Source organism: Pseudarthrobacter sp. GQ63, assembly GCF_059758765.1.
In genome coordinates this window covers 1-17,286 of the sequence record NZ_JCAXEF010000013.1, presented here as the reverse complement: position 1 = coordinate 17,286, position 17,286 = coordinate 1, and the positions used below count along the sequence as shown (strand labels likewise).

General features: G+C 62.9%; 11 protein-coding genes. 5 read left to right on the top strand and 6 right to left on the bottom strand.

The features are described from left to right. Positions 1-186: 186 nt before the first annotated feature. Positions 187-2,877 (bottom strand): AAA family ATPase, encoded by a 2,691-nt coding sequence (locus AC6CHP_RS17145; RefSeq protein ID WP_498231229.1) that lies wholly within the window; start codon positions 2,875-2,877, stop codon positions 187-189. Between the two features lie 582 nt (positions 2,878-3,459). Here AC6CHP_RS17145 and AC6CHP_RS17140 point away from each other — a divergent pair. Genes AC6CHP_RS17140 through AC6CHP_RS17130 form a run of 3 tightly spaced genes read left to right on the top strand, consistent with a single transcriptional unit; the run spans position 3,460 to position 7,863 of the window. Further along, positions 3,460-5,316 (top strand): hypothetical protein, encoded by a 1,857-nt coding sequence (locus AC6CHP_RS17140; protein WP_498231227.1) that lies wholly within the window; start codon positions 3,460-3,462, stop codon positions 5,314-5,316. Further along, positions 5,313-6,338 carry an aminoglycoside phosphotransferase family protein gene (locus tag AC6CHP_RS17135; RefSeq protein WP_498231225.1) on the top strand — a complete coding sequence of 342 codons (1,026 nt, stop codon included), beginning with the start codon at positions 5,313-5,315 and terminating at the stop codon, positions 6,336-6,338. The genes AC6CHP_RS17140 and AC6CHP_RS17135 overlap by 4 nt, the downstream gene beginning before the upstream one ends. Before the next feature lie 37 nt (positions 6,339-6,375). Next, positions 6,376-7,863, top strand: a complete 1,488-nt coding sequence (locus tag AC6CHP_RS17130) for an O-antigen ligase family protein (RefSeq protein ID WP_498231223.1) — start codon at positions 6,376-6,378, stop codon at positions 7,861-7,863. Positions 7,864-8,140: 277 nt separating this feature from the next. On the opposite strand, the gene AC6CHP_RS17125 is transcribed toward AC6CHP_RS17130, so the two are convergent. After that, the gene (locus tag AC6CHP_RS17125) at positions 8,141-9,610 is read right to left on the bottom strand and encodes a lipopolysaccharide biosynthesis protein (protein WP_498231221.1); all 1,470 of its coding nucleotides are present in this window, start codon (positions 9,608-9,610) and stop codon (positions 8,141-8,143) included. Between the two features lie 362 nt (positions 9,611-9,972). On the opposite strand from AC6CHP_RS17125, the gene AC6CHP_RS17120 reads away from it, so the two are divergent. Continuing rightward, complete coding sequence (locus AC6CHP_RS17120) at positions 9,973-11,046, top strand: glycosyltransferase family 4 protein (RefSeq protein ID WP_498231219.1); 1,074 nt, start codon at positions 9,973-9,975, stop codon at positions 11,044-11,046. Between the two features lie 244 nt (positions 11,047-11,290). Next, the gene (locus AC6CHP_RS17115) at positions 11,291-12,574 is read left to right on the top strand and encodes a hypothetical protein (protein ID WP_377192538.1); all 1,284 of its coding nucleotides are present in this window, start codon (positions 11,291-11,293) and stop codon (positions 12,572-12,574) included. A 183-nt stretch (positions 12,575-12,757) separates the two neighbouring features. On the opposite strand, the gene AC6CHP_RS17110 is transcribed toward AC6CHP_RS17115, so the two are convergent. The 4 genes from AC6CHP_RS17110 to AC6CHP_RS17095 form a co-directional block, all read right to left on the bottom strand. After that, the gene (locus AC6CHP_RS17110; RefSeq protein WP_188728402.1) at positions 12,758-13,099 is read right to left on the bottom strand and encodes a YciI family protein; all 342 of its coding nucleotides are present in this window, start codon (positions 13,097-13,099) and stop codon (positions 12,758-12,760) included. Positions 13,100-13,117: 18 nt separating this feature from the next. Continuing rightward, positions 13,118-13,897, bottom strand: coding sequence for a hypothetical protein (locus tag AC6CHP_RS17105; RefSeq protein ID WP_498231216.1), 780 nt, complete (start codon positions 13,895-13,897; stop codon positions 13,118-13,120). A gap of 314 nt (positions 13,898-14,211) precedes the next feature. Continuing rightward, on the bottom strand, positions 14,212-15,345 hold the full coding sequence (locus AC6CHP_RS17100; RefSeq protein WP_377192544.1) for a glycosyltransferase: 1,134 nt from the start codon (positions 15,343-15,345) through the stop codon (positions 14,212-14,214). A 92-nt stretch (positions 15,346-15,437) separates the two neighbouring features. After that, on the bottom strand, positions 15,438-17,009 hold the full coding sequence (locus tag AC6CHP_RS17095) for a tyrosine-protein kinase domain-containing protein (protein WP_498231214.1): 1,572 nt from the start codon (positions 17,007-17,009) through the stop codon (positions 15,438-15,440). Positions 17,010-17,286 lie beyond the last annotated feature (277 nt).

The window sequence follows — 17,286 nt, the reverse complement described above, 5'->3', positions numbered from 1 at the left end:
GACGCCGCTGTCCGGTGACGGGTGCTTCTGCCATGGTGACCCCTTCCGGTATGTCCGCTTGTGCTCTTGCCGTGAAGCAAAACTAGTCACGGAAAGCCACCTGCGGAGGGTTTGCACGGGCCCTTTGTGGGTCCCGCGAAGGAATTTTGTGGATAATGCGGGTAGCTGCAGCAGCTGCAGCCGGCACTAGAGAACCGGCAGGATGTACGGCTCCGGAGCCGCCTTTTCCTTGCTGGCAGCCAGGGCAGTCAGCTGGGCGCGTGACTCAACCCCGAGCTTGCGGTAGATGGCGGTCAGCCTCACCTCGACGGTCCTCACGGAAACGAAGAGGGTTGAGGCGATCTCCTTGTTGCGCATGCCCCGGGCAACCATTCTTGCCAGGACGCGTTCGTGGTCAGCGAGGAGCAGCATGGCCGGGTTTCCCTGTGGGCCAGGTGCTTCCACCCGTTCGTCCAGCAGGAGCGCATCCACGTGCTGGATCCAGGCGTTGGCACCAACCTCGTCGAACATGACCTTGGCCCGCAGAAGACCGTCGCGGGCATCCCGCAGGCGGCCAAGTGCCTTCAGCCGTTCTGCATAACACAGCATGGTCCTTGCCCGTTCAAGCAACGAATCACGCGAGTTCCTGCCGTCCAGGGCCTGGCCGAACAACTGCAGCGACTGCTCACCGTCCGCAAGGATGGCACGGCTGCGGGCAACCGCCATCATCAGCCACGGTGAACGCAATCCGACGGAACGGCTCTCCAGGCTGAGGAGGGCCTGGGTTGCTTCCCGGTGGCGTCCCAGCCGGACCAGTACCTCCACGAGGTCCGCGTCGCAGCGCAGCAGCGTGGGATTGGTGAAACTCGTGCCAATCTCGGCCGCGCGTGAGAGCTGGGCAAGGGATTCTGCCAGGTCACCCCGAAGCAGTGCGAAGTGGCCCTGCCAGGCAGCAAGCTGGGCGGTGATGGCCGGGTGGCTTTCGGCACCGGCGAAGCGTTGTGCCTCGGCCGCGTAACTGTGGGCGAGGGTTTCATCCCCCAGCGCGTGGGCGCGCCAGACCCGGAAAACGTGGCGGAGCCCGCGGTGGTACTTGAACTCGGGTTCAAAAAGTTCAAGGTCATCCATCAGCTTGCTCGCCGTCCGGACGTTTCCTGCCCTGATCTCGTTGTCTACAGCCAGGAACAGGGCCGTTTCCCGCCAGTTCACGTGGGCGTCCCGTGTAGAGGTCCGCACCATGGCAAAGAGTTCCTGCGCCTGGTCGTAGCGCTCCGCGTAGCTGAAGGCACGGCCCTGGATCAGGAGGCCGGCCACGGAGCCGCCCTCGAGAGTGTACTTGCGTCCGGGCTGGACCCCGTCGCCGCTGGTGGACTCGGTGAGCAGCCTGGCACGTTCCGTAAGCTCAAGGCACTCGGCTGATGCCGCGTCCTGAAAATTGCCGGCGTACTGGAGAAGCTCGCACGCATCCTGGAATTCCCAGCGTTCCGCGTAGTACACCGCGGCGACGGCGAGGAGATTGGCGGCGAAGGCAGGATCGTGCTGGCCGAATTCCTTCACCAGGCGCAGCACCATGCTGGAACGGACTGCTCCCCCCTGGATGAAGTCGATTTCGAAGGAGAGCCCCGTCAGCCGCAGGATCAAGGCAGGATTCCGGGTCACCCGCTGTGCCCATTCCAGGTAGCGCCGGGCGTAAACAAACTCACCCCGGTTGAACAGCAGCTCAGCGATCGCCGCCAGGCGTGCCGCTGTTTCCGCTTCCCAGGGGTTGATGGTCAGGGCGCGTTCAACGTACTCCACAGCGAAGGACAGTTCGCCGCCCCGGATCAGGTCTACAGCATGGCGGAGCAAACCGAACGGGGTCTGCCGTTCCAGCGCCGTGAAGCTCAGATGCCACCTGCGGGCGTACGGGTCAGTGTCCTGGCACGCGTCCGCCAACGCCCGGTGGTTGGCCGTGCGGACTGCCGGGGTCATGGCGCCAAAGACGTACCCGCGAAGCAGCTGGTCCCGGATTGCAAGGTGCGGGCCAGTGCGGTGCACAATCCCGCAGGCCAGCAGTTCGTCCACGCCGGTCCACACATCCTTGCTGATCTTTTCCAGCGTGGTGATGTCGCTCCGGCATGAGAGGGACAGCAGATCCAGCACGTTCCGTGCCGGCGCGGTCAGTCCGCCCACCACCAAGGCGAATTCCGCCTCGAAGCTGCCGTTGCCGGGCAGGGGAACCGGGAGGGCGAACTTTCCCTCGGCCTGCCGTTCCAGCAGCCGGGCATAAAGTTCGACGGCGGCGAGCGGGTTTCCACGGGTCGCTGCGGCAACTGCGTGGGCGGCCGCCGTCGTGGCTTGCCGTGCGGGGATTGCTTCGAGCATCCTCACGGTGTCGCTGTAGCTCAGCGCCTGGAGGTGCAGCACGGCCAGGCCGCTGAACGGGCTGTCGGGGGTTTCGTCACGGAGGCATACGAACATGGCGATGTCCGTTCCGGACAGGCGGCGGGCCAGGAAGCCGATCACCGCCTGGCTGCCCGGATCCAGCTGGTCTGCGTCATCGATGACGATGACCGTCCGGGAGGATGCGCGCTGGTGCAGGCCGTTGAGGAGCATGGAGGAAATGGCCGGCACGTCCAGGGATCCGGCAGTATCGCGCAGGAGTTCATCAGCGATTCTGTTGAGTACGGGATCATCCATGGCGTTGAGGAGGGCCGTGACACCGGACAAAGGCCAGTCGGATTCGAACGCGCTTGCCCCGAGGAAAACGGTTTTGTAGTCGGAAAGTGTGGGGACTTCTGAAAGCAAAGCCGACTTTCCAACCCCGTGGCCACCGATCACCGCCAGGGCCGTGTCCTTGGGACCGCGGATCACCGAAAGAAGCCTGTCCAGCTCCTTGTTTCGCCCTAACAATGACATGGGTCCCCAATCCTCGAAGAAGGAGACCAAATTCTTTCGTTAGTAGTTGTTCCAATACTGTATGCCGCCATCCGGTTATGGATATAACCATTGGGTCGGCAGGCTGTCGGCTTGCACCTCCAGCACGGTTCCCAGCCGTTAAGCGAATATAGCCCTGAATTTATGCAAAGCGCCATATATCGTTCACTTAGTATTTGCTCAAGATCACCCCTGCTTTTCCTCAAGAGGGGAGCGGATGCCCTACCTACCTAATGGCCCGCACTCCACGGCCTCCCCTACCTAATGCCCACGACAGCCGGCAAGGTACCTATACCCGGCCGAGCCGGCAGCAGGATGCCCTTTACCTACGTAGTTCACGGGGCCAGGGCCGAAAAATGTGAGTACCCACTACTCGTGCCGCCCCATTAGGTAGGGGGTAGGCTCTCGGGACTGCCGTCGGATCAGCGGTGCCCTGCCTGCGTGCAGCGGGCAGGGCGCCGTCGAAATTCAAACTATCAAGAAGTGGTGAGCGAATTGTCGAATTCTCCCCAACTTCCGGTTTCCCAATCTGAGTCGGAATTTGCCAGCAAATATCCACATGGCATGAATTCAGGCGCCATTCCAAAGGTTAATTCGGCACTGATAGCGGTGTTCCGGGAACTCGATAAGTCCGGACTGCCGTGGGTTCTGCTGCGGGGTGAGGACGACTTGGTGCGGCCTGCGGGGGACGTTGACCTGCTTGTTTCCGCTGAGCTGGTGCCCGGCCTGGACCGCCATCTTGCCGGTGTGGGGTTCCGGCGCGTGGTCGCGCTGGGCCACGGGAGCCACCGCTTCTATTTCCGCTACCTCGCGGACGAGGATCTCTGGATCAAACTGGACGTGGTTTCGGACATCAGTTTTGGGCAGTTCCAGGAGCTCGGGACCGCCCTGGCCGCCGGCTGCCTTCGGCGACGGGTGGCCTTGGGGCCGTTGTGGCTGCCCGAAATCCAGGACCAGGCCTGGCTCCATATCCTTCACCTGGTGCTCGACAAGGGTGCAGTTACTCCCGCCAAGGTCCCGGCGGCCCGGTCCGCAGCTGCCGTGGCGACGGCCGAAAACCCCATCGCCCTGTTCCTGGACCGGAAATTTGGGACCGGAACAGCGGGAACGCTGCTCAATCTTCTGCAGTCCGAAAATTTCGACGACGTCCCCGCCACCTCGGCTGACCTGAAAAGCCGGTGGGCCGGCACCAGGGTTCCGCCGTGGCTTATCGGCTCGGGCAACAGGGCGCTGAGGCGGGTCGGCCCCAAGCTCAAGGGCCGCGGGCCCGTGGCAGGAGTGCTGGCCCCCGACGGGGCGGGCAAGACCACCCTGCTCCACGGCCTCCGCTCCAGCTGCCCCCTGCCGTCTGCCTATGTCTACATGGGACTGTGGTCCAGCAGTCCCATGGACCGGTGGCTCCAGAAGATCCGTGGCGGGTTCCTGGTCAGGAAGGTGTTCCGGATATTCCGCGCCGGACTTGCCGCGAGATACTACTCCCTCCGCGGCCGGGTGGTGCTGATGGACCGCCTCGCATTCGATGTCCTGCTCCCCGGTTCGAAGTCGGAAAGCCGCCTGGCCGCGATGACGGATGCGCTGGCCCTGCGGTTCCAGCCGCGCCCTGACCTCGTCCTGGTCCTTGACGTCCCCGGCGAGGTCATGTTTGCTAGGAAGGGTGAGCACACTCCCCAGAAACTGGAGGAATGGCGCAAAGCGTATCTGGAGCTGGCCGAGGAAATTCCCTCAGCGCACGTCCTGGACGCCAGCCAATCAGAATCCCAGGTCCGCGTAAAGGCCAGCGGGCTCTTGTGGGATGTGGCCGCGCCCAAAGGAATGGACGGGCAAGCCGGTACGGAACCGCTCCCCCTGCATCTGTGGACGCTGCTGGATTGGCGTTTCCTGCTTCCCGTAAGCCAACCTGACAAGCTCGGCTATGGAGGCGGGCTCAGCAGCGACGCGGTGGCGGCGATCGCCCTGCTGGACCCGTCCGCCCGCCGTATCGAGGCGTCTCACGGACCCGCCCCGGCCAATGAATTCGACGTCGTCCTGCTCTCCGAACCGGACGCGAGCCTGTTTGCCAGCGCCGCGGGGTCCCTCCGGCCGGGCGGCTGGATCTGCCTGCAGGTTCGGCGTTCATTTGGGTCCCGTCCGGGCCCGTATACCCTCGCGGGGTGGAAGCGGGCGCTGGAGAGGTCAGGCTTTGATGACGTGGCGGTCTACTGGCATGTGCCAACTCTCGAACGGCCAGCACGCTTTGTGCCTACGGCGTCGAGGACTGCGGTCCAAGATACCCTGGCGCATTATTCGGGCGTACGCTTTGGAAAAGCCAAGGCTGCAATCGGGAGGCTTGCGTTAAACCTGGGCGTGTTCAATGTGGCCGCCGCTGAAGGCACCGTTGTTGGCCGACGGGCTCCGGAAGCCGGCCGGCAGGAGTTGCAGTGAAATACATTGACCAGATCCTCCGCGATAACTACCGGGCGCTCGAGCTGAAGAAGTTCGGCCTCACCGGCCAGTGGGAAACACTCCTGCTGACGCCGCAGTTTGTCACTTCCCGGCACGTAGTGGCCCTCATTTTTTCCACGGACGCCCAGGTTCCCCGGCTCGTGGTCAAGATCCCCCGCCAGCCTGGAGACAACGAAAGCGTGCGCAAGGAAGCCGATGTACTGCTGCAGCTCAAGTCGCTGGGAGTAGGGTCCGAACAGGGCGCCCCGGAAGTTGTGGGAGTTCTGGACGTCGGGGGACAGACAGTGCTGATTGAGACCGCCGTGGTGGGCAGCCTGCTGGAGCCCCACCTCGTTGTGCAGGACTTTCCCCGTGCCTTGGACGCAGGCCTGAACTTCGTCGCTGCGCTGCCGTGCACCAGGCCGGTGCCGGAAAACACGGACTGGTACCAGCGGACCATCGCCGGCCCCTTGGCCGAACTGGCATCGCTGCTGCCGGCGGACACGGAAGTGGCCCGGCTAATTGACCGCACCCATGAGGTGTTGGCGCCACTGCGGGCCGAGCAGCTTCCGGCAGTTGTGGAACATGGTGACCTCAGCTACCAGAACCTGTTCCTGCAGCCGAACGGCCGCCTCCAGGTGGTGGACTGGGAACGCTCGCGCCTTGATGGCCTGCCCGCCCATGACCTGATTTTCTACCTGCAGTACATTGGCCAGTCGCAGGAAGATGCGTTGTCCTCCCGCCGCCTTCAGCTCCGGGCCTTCGAGAATGCCTTCAGCCCCGGGGGTTGGGCCTTGAAACCCCTGGCGCAACACCTGCGGCTGCGTAACGTGGAACCGGAACTGCTTCCCTACCTGGTCATCGCAACATGGGCGCGTTCAGCAGCCACAATGACCTACCGCCTGGCAGGACAGACCGTACATGACGGGGACACCGGCCACGTCCAGGCCGCGGTGACAGCTGACCGCGACTTCTGGCTCTGGCGCCATGCGGTCACCGGCTGGGCAGCGGTTCCTGCCTAGGGACGATCAGCCGCTGGTTGCCTGCACGCTCGACACTATGGGGGAGAAGATGTACACCAAGGAAACGGCTTCCGGGTTCTCGCCCCGGCTGGACATCGTCCCTTTCCTGTTGTTCGGCGGTGGGCTGGTACTCATCACCATCGCCGCCAGCCTCGGCTCGATCGCGATTCTTGCCGCAGTGGCAGCGGTGGTCTTCTTCTCTGTCACAGCGCAATTGATTCACCGGTTGGCTGAGCGAAAAGCCGAGATTTCGTTTTTCCTCATCATTCCGACGATCATGTCAGCGACGCAGAACGTCTATCTGACCACTGTCGCTGATGCCATGGATAGCGGACGGCTCCAGTTTGCCATCATCCTGAATTTCCTCTTCTCGGTTGCCCTGTATCTGGTTTTGATCTCGGCAAAAAAGCCGGTTCCGGAAGGGAAGGCCCTTCGGAAGCTGATCAAGGCAGTGACAACCTGCCTGGCCATCCTTGTTCTCTACGGTGCTGCGACCGTCGTGTTGTTCCAACATGATTTGGCAGCAGCAGCCGCCTCTTCAAGGAACATCGTGGCTCCTTTCCTGTTCCTCCTTATTGGCCTGCATGCCAGCTCCTGGGCCAGGCATGCCGTATACCTCCGCTATCTGGTGATGCTGGGCTTTGTGGCGATTGTCTTCGGTTTCATTGAAGCGAACACGCCTGATTTCTGGCAGACACTCAACCTCCGGGACCTGTGGGAGAAGAAGGGAATTTCTGTTCAGCAGGACTCCGGCCTGCCCAAGAACTTCTTTGCTTCGGAGCAGGTGGTTCCGGGTGAGTTCCTCAGGCGCATGGCGGGTCCCTTCGCGGACCCGGTGAATTTCGGAACCTTCCTCTTCGCCGTGTTCATGGCGGCATGGTATCTCCGCGGGCTGCTCTGCCAGATCGCAACGGTGGCAGCGATGGTGTTGGCGGTCAGTAAGGGTGCACTCCTTGGCCTGATCGTGTTCCTGGCATTTTGGACCCGCTTCTACGCATCGAGAACCAGCCACATCATTGCGCTGTTGCTGCTGGCTGCCGGGGCATACAACTTCTATTTGTTTACCGTTTCCAGTTCAACAGGCAGTACAGCGGCACACATTGACGGGTTCACCGCTGCCTTTGTGGAGTTCCCGCAGCATCCCCTCGGGCGTGGACTGGGCAGTTCCGGAGTGCTCGCTGGTCTATTTTCGGAAGGGTCCGAGTCCACGTCGGCCGTGACGGAGAGCGGACTGGGCATGGTCATCGGTCAACTCGGAATAGTCGGGCTGGCCGTGTACCTGGTGTTTTTTGTCCAGCTGTCGAGGCACGTAGTACGGATCAAAGACCTCCGCGATAAGACGTTGGCGGCAGGCCTCCTGGGCGGGTTTCTCTTGAATGCCGCCTTCAATGAGGTAGCACTCAGTCCCAACTCGGCGGCACCCTATTTCATCATCCTCGGCCTGGTCATCGGCTCGGACCTTGCGGCGCCAAAGGAGCCGGACGCCGTGCCTGGTGTCCCTCGCAGGGAGGCATCCCCTTTGTAAGGGACCTGGTTCTTAAGGGACGTGGGGCGGGAAGGGACCTCCGGGTCAACCTGGTCAAGCCGAGTCAGGCTGCGGCTTCCCCGGGAAGGACCCGCCGTCGCGCTTTGCCGTTCGACGGCACCGGCGGCGATAGGCGGTACATCGGCTCTATAGCTGCCCGACTACCGTCATTTGCGCCGTTGTCCTGCTGGCGGCAGGTGATCGTCGAACCGGCGTGCCCGGTCACGCTGACCGCGTCCGCATCTCCGTCTGAGCGGGGGCGGTTGCCCGAGCCCTCCTATTCAGCGGGGGCATTCTGCCGGCGGCGAACGAGGTGCAGCAGCTCATTGTGCAGGGTTGGGAATCCCCACCGGAGGACGCCGTACACGGCGGCTATGGCTGTCACAAACACCAGCGCCGCTGTCAGGGGAGCACCCAAGTACGGTTGCAGGAACATGATTGTTCCAGCCCCCGCCACGGCGATGCTGCAGGCAAAGGCCGGCAAAACAGCGCGCAGCATTGCTTTTGGTCCGATGTGGATCACCTTGGCAGCCACCGTCTGCATTCCGACGGCAAAGAGAAGTGCTGTTGCCATTTGGGCGCACGCAACGGCGATGATCCCGTATTGGGCAGCCACCAGCAGGACGGGCACCAACACTGCCAGCCGGATGAGTGAGAACGTGATCGAGATACCGGGGCGGCCTATGGCCTTGTAGACGTCGTTCGCGCCCGCTCCCAGGGAGCGTGCTGCCGCATACAAGGCCAGGAACACGAGCGGAATGACAGACTCAGACCATTGGCCGCCAAAGACCAGGGGAACGAGGATCGGTGCCAGAACTGCCAGGCCCACACCTGCCGTCATGCCGTACAGGGACTGTACGCGGACACCCTTCAGGTAGCCGTCCCGCAACCGTTCCGGCTGGTGCTGCACCTGGGTGTAAAGCGGGAACAGGACCGTGGAGAGTACAAAGAAGACGTTGATGATCAGGGCTTCGGGGAGCCTGAAGGCTAGCGTGTAGTAGCCCAGGGCCTGGGCGCCAAGGATCACGCCGATGATCACATAGTCGATGTCGAAGATGAGCCGCGCCAGGAGATTACTGCCTGCCACCGGAACGCCGAATTTAAGGTTTGCCCGGAGAGCGTCTTTGGCCACGCGCCAGATCTGCCAGGGAGCGCCCTTGCGGACCAGCCACCAGCACGTAGCAGCATACGCAACCGTCCCTGCCGCGGTGCCTGCCGCGAGCGAGAAGGCACCGTACCCTGCGAAGGCGAGGACCAGGCTCAGTACTCCTGTGACGAGCGCCCGGATAATCGGGGCCACCGCCAGCCTCCTGAACAGAAGGTCGCGTCGCAGCAGGGCTTCCGGAACCGCACCCAGCGACGTTGCCAGGACTGCGATGGACAGCACCTGCACCAGGGGGCCCACGTCCGGCAGCTGGAAAAGCCCGGCGATCCATGGCGCCGAAAAGAACGTCAAGAGTGCCAGGGATGTACCAAGAACCACTGAAACCAGCAGCGCCGAGCGGGCCGCGACGCCGGAGGGAGGCAAATAGACCAGCGCCTGCGCGACGCCGGCATCGGCGACGGTCTCGACGTAGGCCATGAGGACCAGTGCCGCGGCCACGAGGCCATACTGTTCAGGCGAGAGGAGGCGTGCCAGCACGATCGTCGTTATGAGGACGATCGCCTTCCCGCCCACCAGGGCAAGCCCCTGCCACACGGCGCCCCGGAAGCCGACACGGGCAAGTCCACCAGCAACGTTCGTCATGGGTTGGAGCCTTCCTGTGGCCTCATTGCAAAAGTTTACTGTCTGGGTGCGGCCGGGTGGGCAAAAATTCACAGTAATTGAGCAGTTATTGAGCTAAATACTGTTCCCGGGCATCTGAAGCCCGGGCTTCGGGCGTTCCGGGCCGGCATAGGGTTGAAAACGAATTGTTTGCTCAATTTTCCGGTTCGTCTCCTGGCTGCTGGTGCATACTGTAGTCAAGGCCGGACGAATCCTTAGTGGAAATTTCCAGGGGCCGTGCCGCCTAATTTTTCGTCCCTTTGGTGCAAAAGCGGAGTAACGTGGCTAATTCAGACGCAGTGCCTGTACCTAATAGTTCTCAAATTCCCGCAACACTCATTCTGGTGGCACCCCGTGTGGGTTCTGGTGGAGTCGGCGACTATGCGGAAGAGTTCATCGCCGCTGCTGTGCCCAACTTTTCCGCATTCCGTGAAATCAGGACTGCGGGACCGGGCAACGTCGGGCTCCGTGATGTGTTCCGTGACCGGCGAAGGCTCTCCAAGGCGGTGAAGGAATCCCTCGCTGCCGGCCGGGTGGTGGTTCACTTCGAGTTGTCAGCGGCGTCGCTGGGTCCCTTTTGGCTGCTGGCGGGCCGCTCGCGGGACATCGCCACAACGGCTACCGTGCATGACCCCCCGCTGGCCGCGTGGTGGCCTTTCCGCTTCAAAGGGGTAGCCAGGAGCAAGCTGCTTCACCACGGCATCCATCTCCCGCTGCGCCCTGCCAGTGCCCGGCTGGAACGGTGGCTGTTGCGGGACACCACCCTGTTTGCGCTCAGTGACGTCGGCGCGGCAGCGCTTCGAAAAACCTTCCCCGCCTGCCGGGTTGTCAGCACCTGGCACTTTGTGCCGCCCAGGCCTGCCCTGAAGCCTGCTTCCCAGCGTCCGCTGGCGGTAGGACTCTACGGTCACGCCTCTAAAGGCAAAGGGTTCGACAGGCTGGTCGAGCTTCGCCGCGAACTCCCGCCGGACGTCGAAATCCGCGTCGCCGGCAGGGGAACCGAACAGCTGCCGCCGATCCCCGGAGTCACCATCCTGGGAGCGGTCGAGGGGCCGCAGGAGGACGCTTTCTTTGAGTCCGTGAGGGCCATCCTTCTGCCCTACGACAAGACGAGCCGCTTTTATGGCAACATCCTGCCTGCCTCCGGGGTGGCCTCAAGGGCCTTCGCATACCGTACCCCCGTGATCGGATTTGACTCCGGGACGCTGGGTGAAGCCTCCAAGGCCGGCGGGCTGATCGTGGTCCCCGCTTCTGTCCGGGAACTGGCAGCGGCTGCCCACAGCACCATCACCGATCCGGCTGAGCTGGAACGCCTAGACCGCCAGATAACCGGGCTGCAGAGCGAGCGGACTGTCGCCCTGGCTGCCGCGCCGTACCTGGCCTACTGGACAGATGCTGTCAACGGGGGAGGTTCATGACGCACAGCCGGTTGTGGGTATCCACATACTCCCGACGTGGCACTTGTTGGGACATGCTGGTCGGCATAGCGTGAGGAAGGACGGATTCCGTCATACGCGATGCTTGCGATACTGCGGGTATTGAAACCTGTCCGGATGATTCCGGGGCTTGACCCTGCATTGCAGCGATTCTGGAGGCGTTGCAGCAAATCTCGAGAGGGACGACCAACTCGTGCTACTGCCTTTCGTTGTTACCGCTTCCGCCGTGATCAGTCTGGTGCTGATCCTAGGGCGCTCCTACCACGTACTAATCCTGCTGGTCATTGCGGCAGGCTGGTCGCAGGCGCCGCTCATCACCCTCACCAGGTCTGATGCCTTCCAATACCTGGATGACGTGCCTGCGGCGGTTCTTGTTGCAGCCGCCGTTATCAGGTCTTTCAGCTCCCAGGACAAGCGCCTGCACAAAGCGCTTGGGCTGATGCTGCTGCTGGTCATCCTGGTGGGTATCGGATTTATCCGATCACCGGATGCGGACATCGGCATTGCCCAGGCACGGCAGGTACTCATGCCGCTCGGGCTGGTGTTCGCCGGCTTCGTCTACCGGGACGACATCAAATGGCGGAAGATCAGCGCCTACCTGCTGCTGTTGGCCGGGCTGACCGTGGCATGGGCCTTGGCCGAGGAAGTCATGCAGGCGCCCCTCCTTGACCCGGCCTGGTACCACGTCAACGTTGTGGGCGGGAACCCCCGCAGCATGCGCATGGGATTGCCGCCCGCCTACTTCGCGGACGGAGTGTCCAACGGCGACCTCACCTTCCGCCCCGGCGGCCCCTTCATGAACCCTCCCGTCATGGGCTTCCTGCTTGGCCTCGGCGCCTTTGCTGCCGTCGCAAGGCTCAGGAGCTTCGCGCGGCTCGGGATGCTTGCTGCCATCGGCACAACCCTCTTTTTTGCGTATGCCAGGGCCGGCATCCTGATCTTCCTTGTGGTCACGGTGATCTATTTCATCTGGACCAAAGTGGGGAAGCATGCCGGCATTCTTGTAGGCCTCGGCCTTGGGGGGTACCTGTTCACCACCTTCATTGAGCAGGGCAACACTGCAAGCCATTCAGATGGCCTGTTGTCCGGATTCATGCTTGGCCTGCAGTCGCCTGCAGGCCTGGGCTTCGGCACAACCGGATACCAGGCCGCTCTTGAAGGCGCGTCCACCGGTGTGGGCAGTGAGAGCCTGCTGGGGCTGTATTTCGCGTGGATCGGCTGGCCCATGATTGCTGCCGCCCTCCTGCTCCTGGTCCACCTCGGGAGACTCCTCCGCCGTGTTCCAAGGACCCAAAGCCTGCCTGTGTGGCTGGCCGTAGGCTTCCTGCTGACTGTCGCTTCTTCCGAGTCCGCCTCCTCTATGGCATCCACCCCCGTGCTCTGGTTGACCGTGGGATCGGTGGTGGCCATGACGGTACCTCTGAGGCCCACAGTGAGGCCCGCGCCTGCGGTCATGGGTACGCGCTTCCCGTCCCGGCCGTCGTTGCCGCGGTCGACGTCGCGTCGGTAAGCCGCCGAGGCTGGGTCGCGGCACGCTGCGGCACCAGCGTCGGCCCCCGCAGGTGCAGGGGGAGTCCAAGCCAGCGTTCACAAGGACGCTGCACGCCCCTGCAGGGCTGCTGCACGCCGTCAGGATGATTTCCCGCCATCACGGTGTGGGGGCAGGGCAGGCCTGGCTGGGGAGGTGCCTCCGTCAGCTCTCGGGATCGTACTGGAACTGCCGGACCTCTTGGGGGCAGCGGCAGGCGATGGCTAGTTTGGCAGCCCATTCAAGTGCCGCTTCCCTGGAGGGCAGCTCGAGAACCGTGTAGCCGCCGTCGGGCACTGTGTGGCCCGGGTACGTGCCGTCGGTGACGGTGCCGTCGCCGGACACGCGCACGGGGGCCACGTTCTCGTCGATTCCGCCGCCGAAGACATACACGCCCGCCGCTTTGGCCTCGCCGATGACGGCGTGCGCGGCTTCGACCACCGCCTCGAAGTCCTCGGCGTGGACCACCATGGCGTCACTGGGGAACGAGATCAGGAACTTGGTCATGGAGGGGCTCTCCTGGAGCTAGCCGGGAAGTCGGGCTGAACCTTCGGCCAGCATGCGGTGGCCGAAGGCGCGCCAGCTCTCGGACGCCTCCTCATGAAAGAGTTTTGCAGCGAGGGCCGTTTCGGTTCTTCCCTGGCCCATTGCATACTCGATGGCAGCTGCCCACGCCTCGACCTCCTGGCCGGGCAGCACGTGGTCCGCTGCCACCAAGAGCCGTGATTGCGGTCCGTACAGTTTCTCCAGGCTCGTTCCGACGCGCCCGACGATCGGAACGCCGTGCTCAAGCGCGCGCATGGCGATGCCGCTTTGGTAGAAGCGCTTATAGGGGATGACTATGGTGTCGCTGGAGACGATCAGTTCCTCCAGTTCATCCTCCGGGACAAAGCGGGCATCGACATGCCAGCCCTCGACGGAAGGCCAGCCGCGGCCCACTATGTCGAGGTCGCATTTCGGGCCAAGCCTGCGGGCCAATGATTTCAGGAGGTCGATGTCCCTGTCGGCTTTGTACTGTCCCAGCACGCGAACCCGCGGCCTTATCCCTGACTGCTTGCCAATGGTGGCGTCCCTGGCGGCGCCGGCCGGGGGAAGCATCGGATGTGGCACCTGCGCCAGGCCTCCGGTGAGTCCGACGGCGTCCATGGCCTGGGCAGCTTCATCGCTGTGTACCAGTGTTCCGGGCCGATTCTTCATGCGTCCTACGAGGCCCGCCACCAGGGGGCTGCTGCCCACGGACCGGACGAGGGGTTGCGGATCGTGGTAAATGATGACCCCTGAGTCGCCGCAAAGGACTTTCATCATCAGGAGGTCCAGGAAACCCAATACCGGCCACGTGACGAGGACCCTTTCCGGTGAATTCCTCTTTCGCGTCCGTTGTCCCGCTGAATAAAGCATGGCGGTATATTCGCCGAGCCACCGAAATCGGCTTTTGCCGGATTGGGAAGGCTCGGTGATGGAAAATAATTCTGTTTCTATTCCTGCATCCGCTAATTGATGCAAAAGCGCCTCGGTGTAATGGCTTAACGCCACTCCAAGGGGATTCAAAACCAATATGCGGGGGTTTCCGCTGCATATTTGTCCGGGTGATGTGAGTGCGCTCGTGCGCAATCCAAAGGTCATTGACGCACCTCGCTGCCTATCTTGGCCGCCTTTTCCCCAAGGACCGCTTCCTGAAGTGTCAGTTCGTATCTCCGGCACACATCTTCCCAGTCGTAATGGGTGGCTGCGCGGGCCCGGTTCGCTGCCCGGGCCTTCGCCCGCAGGTCGTGGTCAGTCAGCATGCGCCGCAATGCACTCTCGATGGCAAGCGGATCCGGTGCCACCAGGTGTTCATCCGCCCGCAGGACCTCGGCGTTGTATGGCGTCTGCCGGGCAACGACGGGTGCTCCGCAGGCCATCGCCTGGACCAGGGCTGGATTGGTTCCGCCTACGCTGTGGCCGTGGAAATACGCGCCGGCATGATGCCAGAGGGAGAGGAGCTTCTTGTCATCACTGACGTGGCCGAGCCACTGGACGTTGGGATGTTCACCCAGCCGCTGGGCGGCCTCATCCAGCGGCCCGCCATATCCGCTAGATCCGACGATCACCACAGGATGTTGCTGCGCCAGGCGTTCAGCTGCCTGGAAAAACTCAGACACCGTGTTCTCTGGAACAAACCGGGCCACCATGAGCACATAGGACTCCGGTTCGAGGCCGGGAACAACCTCGCTGGGACTGGCGAGGTTGGCGCCGTACGGAATGAAGACGCTCTTGCGCCCAAAGTCCCGCTTCCAGCGCCGCTGTATCTCAAGGGAGTCGCTGATAAGAATGGTGCCGTAACGCGCCGTGAGCCGCGCGCCCAGCCGGAAGACGAACTTGGCGAAACGGTTCCACTTGGCGCGTTCCCATTCGATTCCGTCCACGTTCACCACGGTTGGTATTCCGCGAAGCTTCAGCAGCGGCAGGAAGAAACCGTTGGCAACGTTCATGACGAGCGCCACCTGGGGCTTGTGCCACAGGGCGTGAAGGACGGAAGACAGCCCGAAGGAGAGGGTGCTCAGTGACTTGCTCTCAAGCCCCACTGTCCTGGTGGTTCGGATGCGTGGGTCGCGTGCCTCGTCGTCGTCCTTGGTTTGGCCTGCCCGGCAGTAGACGTTGACGTCCCAGCCGGCATCGGCGAGGAAGGGTGCCAGGCGCCGGACTGCAGTCTCAAAGCCGCCATAGTAACTTGGGTAGCCGCGTGTCCCGATGACGACGACAGACTTGGACATGGGTTCTCCTAGATGAGTGTGTCGGCCGGTGCGCGCGTAACCGGGTTGGCTCGGTTACGGCGCACGTGGTAGCTGCAGGCGTTGGATGGTGCCTAGAAGGAAGTGACGCTCCGCGAAGTCTGTTCCCTGCTGGAACCACGGAATGCAGGGGGGCTTTCGGGCTCTATCACTACAGGTGAGTCGTCGTCCGCGTCTCCGGATGGGTCGCTGTCCGCAGAGTCCGGATCCGGGGAGTAGTACGAGTAGCCGTCAAACTCCTTAGCCGGCACGCAATTCAGAAGGGTTCCAAGAACGGCTCCATGCACCTTCCGGATGTTTCCAAGCGACTTTGTCAGCTGGTCCTTGGTTGTCCGGCCAGCCCTGACAACCACAATGGCGCCGTCCGCGATCCTGGCAAGGAGCACAGCATCAGTCACCGGGAGCAGCGGTGGAGCGTCAATGATCACGATGCCCTTTTCAGACAGGGATTCGATCAGCTGCTTCATGGCATGCGAGCCGAGGAGCTCGGTGGGATTGGGCGGGATCCGGCCGGAGCCCAAAATCGACAGGTTGGGCAGATCGCTCCGCTGCTGGAGAACGTCATCTACCTCTGCCTTTCCGGTGAGGACGTCGGTGATGCCTATTCCGGGGATTACGTCGAAGATCTTGGCCATGCTGGGGTGCCGCAGGTCGCCGTCAACAACGATGACCTGTTCCCCTCCGGCCGACATCGCGGAGGCCAGGTTGGCTGCAATAGTCGACTTGCCTTCCCCGCTCACCGAGCTCGTGACAACGATGATCCGGGGCGGGTTGTCCACGTCAAGGAACGTCAGGTTGGTGCGGAGTTCCCGGAGCGCCTCGGCGAAGGCGGGGCTCTGTGCCCGTGAACCAGGCGTAGGAGCTGCGGGGACGCCTCCCAGGACCTTGTTCTCGCCCGTCAGCCGGAGGTCGACCGGGAGGGCGCCGATGACCGGTACGGAGAAGAGATGTTCCACTTCAGCTGCGTTGTGCAGGCGGCGGTCCAGCCGGTCTCGAAGGAGCGCGGAAGCATAGGCCAGGAGGAGGCCCAGTGCTGCCCCGTAGAGAGCTGTCAGTGCCACGCCGGGAGAGACGGGTTTTGTTGGCAAAGCCGCTGGATCCAGCGGTACCAGAGAGAGGGGCGGCGTAACGGCTTCGAGGGCCTCGCCTGAAGCGGCAGTGGCGGCCCTCTCCCTTTCCTGGACCTGCTTGCTCAACTCGACGATCCAGGCGTCCGCAACCCGCTGGGCAATGGTGGGATCCGTCGACTCTGCCGTGATCCGGATTTCAGCAGTGTCGCGGGGTACGGACACGGAGATGGCACCCAGCAGGGCATCACTGGACATGTTTAGCCCGGTGGACAGGCGCACGTTGTCCGCCACGAGCCGGGATTCAGCCAATGACTTGTAGTTCTTTGCCCTTGCTTTGGCCAAGGTATCGCCGGCCAGCAGGCTGCTGACGTTGTCCGTCCCCACCGCAATAACAACTGCGCTGGCTTCAGCGGCATATATGCGGGGGCGGAACGTGCTCCACGCCGTGGCCAGCAGGGTGACGATCAGGGTCACAACCGCAATGTGCTTCCAGTACGTCCTCGCGACCCGGGCGTAGTCCCTCAGTCCCATCCCCGCGGCTGGTACGTCGCTGCCGCTAATATCCTGATTACTCAAGGATCCGATCCCTCCTGCAGGTTGACGTGCTGAATGGGCAGGTGCGGCGGAAGGGCCTGGTGCGGCCGGGTCGATTCGAAAGACCTTTTCTTCTGCCATGATTGCCCCTTTTCCGGCGGGTTTCCTGTGTCTCTGTGCCGCTTTGGCGTGTTGCCAAGCTAGTACGGGGCCGGATGCCGCGGTCCGATAAACCAGGGGGCTTGTGGCTGCCCGGGGGTAAGAATGTGGAAATTGCGGTTACCTGCAGCCCGAGGTCCCCACCCTGGCCTACCGCAGG

Excerpts from the sequence above, each read along its gene's own strand:
- AC6CHP_RS17145 (WP_498231229.1), bottom strand. The coding sequence starts at position 2,877 with ATGTCATTGTTAGGGCGAAACAAGGAGCTGGACAGGCTTCTTTCGGTG.
- AC6CHP_RS17140 (WP_498231227.1), top strand. The coding sequence starts at position 3,460 with ATGAATTCAGGCGCCATTCCAAAGGTTAATTCGGCACTGATAGCGGTG.
- AC6CHP_RS17130 (WP_498231223.1), top strand. The coding sequence starts at position 6,376 with ATGGGGGAGAAGATGTACACCAAGGAAACGGCTTCCGGGTTCTCGCCC.
- AC6CHP_RS17125 (WP_498231221.1), bottom strand. The coding sequence starts at position 9,610 with ATGACGAACGTTGCTGGTGGACTTGCCCGTGTCGGCTTCCGGGGCGCC.
- AC6CHP_RS17110 (WP_188728402.1), bottom strand. The coding sequence starts at position 13,099 with ATGACCAAGTTCCTGATCTCGTTCCCCAGTGACGCCATGGTGGTCCAC.
- AC6CHP_RS17105 (WP_498231216.1), bottom strand. The coding sequence starts at position 13,897 with ATGATGAAAGTCCTTTGCGGCGACTCAGGGGTCATCATTTACCACGAT.
- AC6CHP_RS17100 (WP_377192544.1), bottom strand. The coding sequence starts at position 15,345 with ATGTCCAAGTCTGTCGTCGTCATCGGGACACGCGGCTACCCAAGTTAC.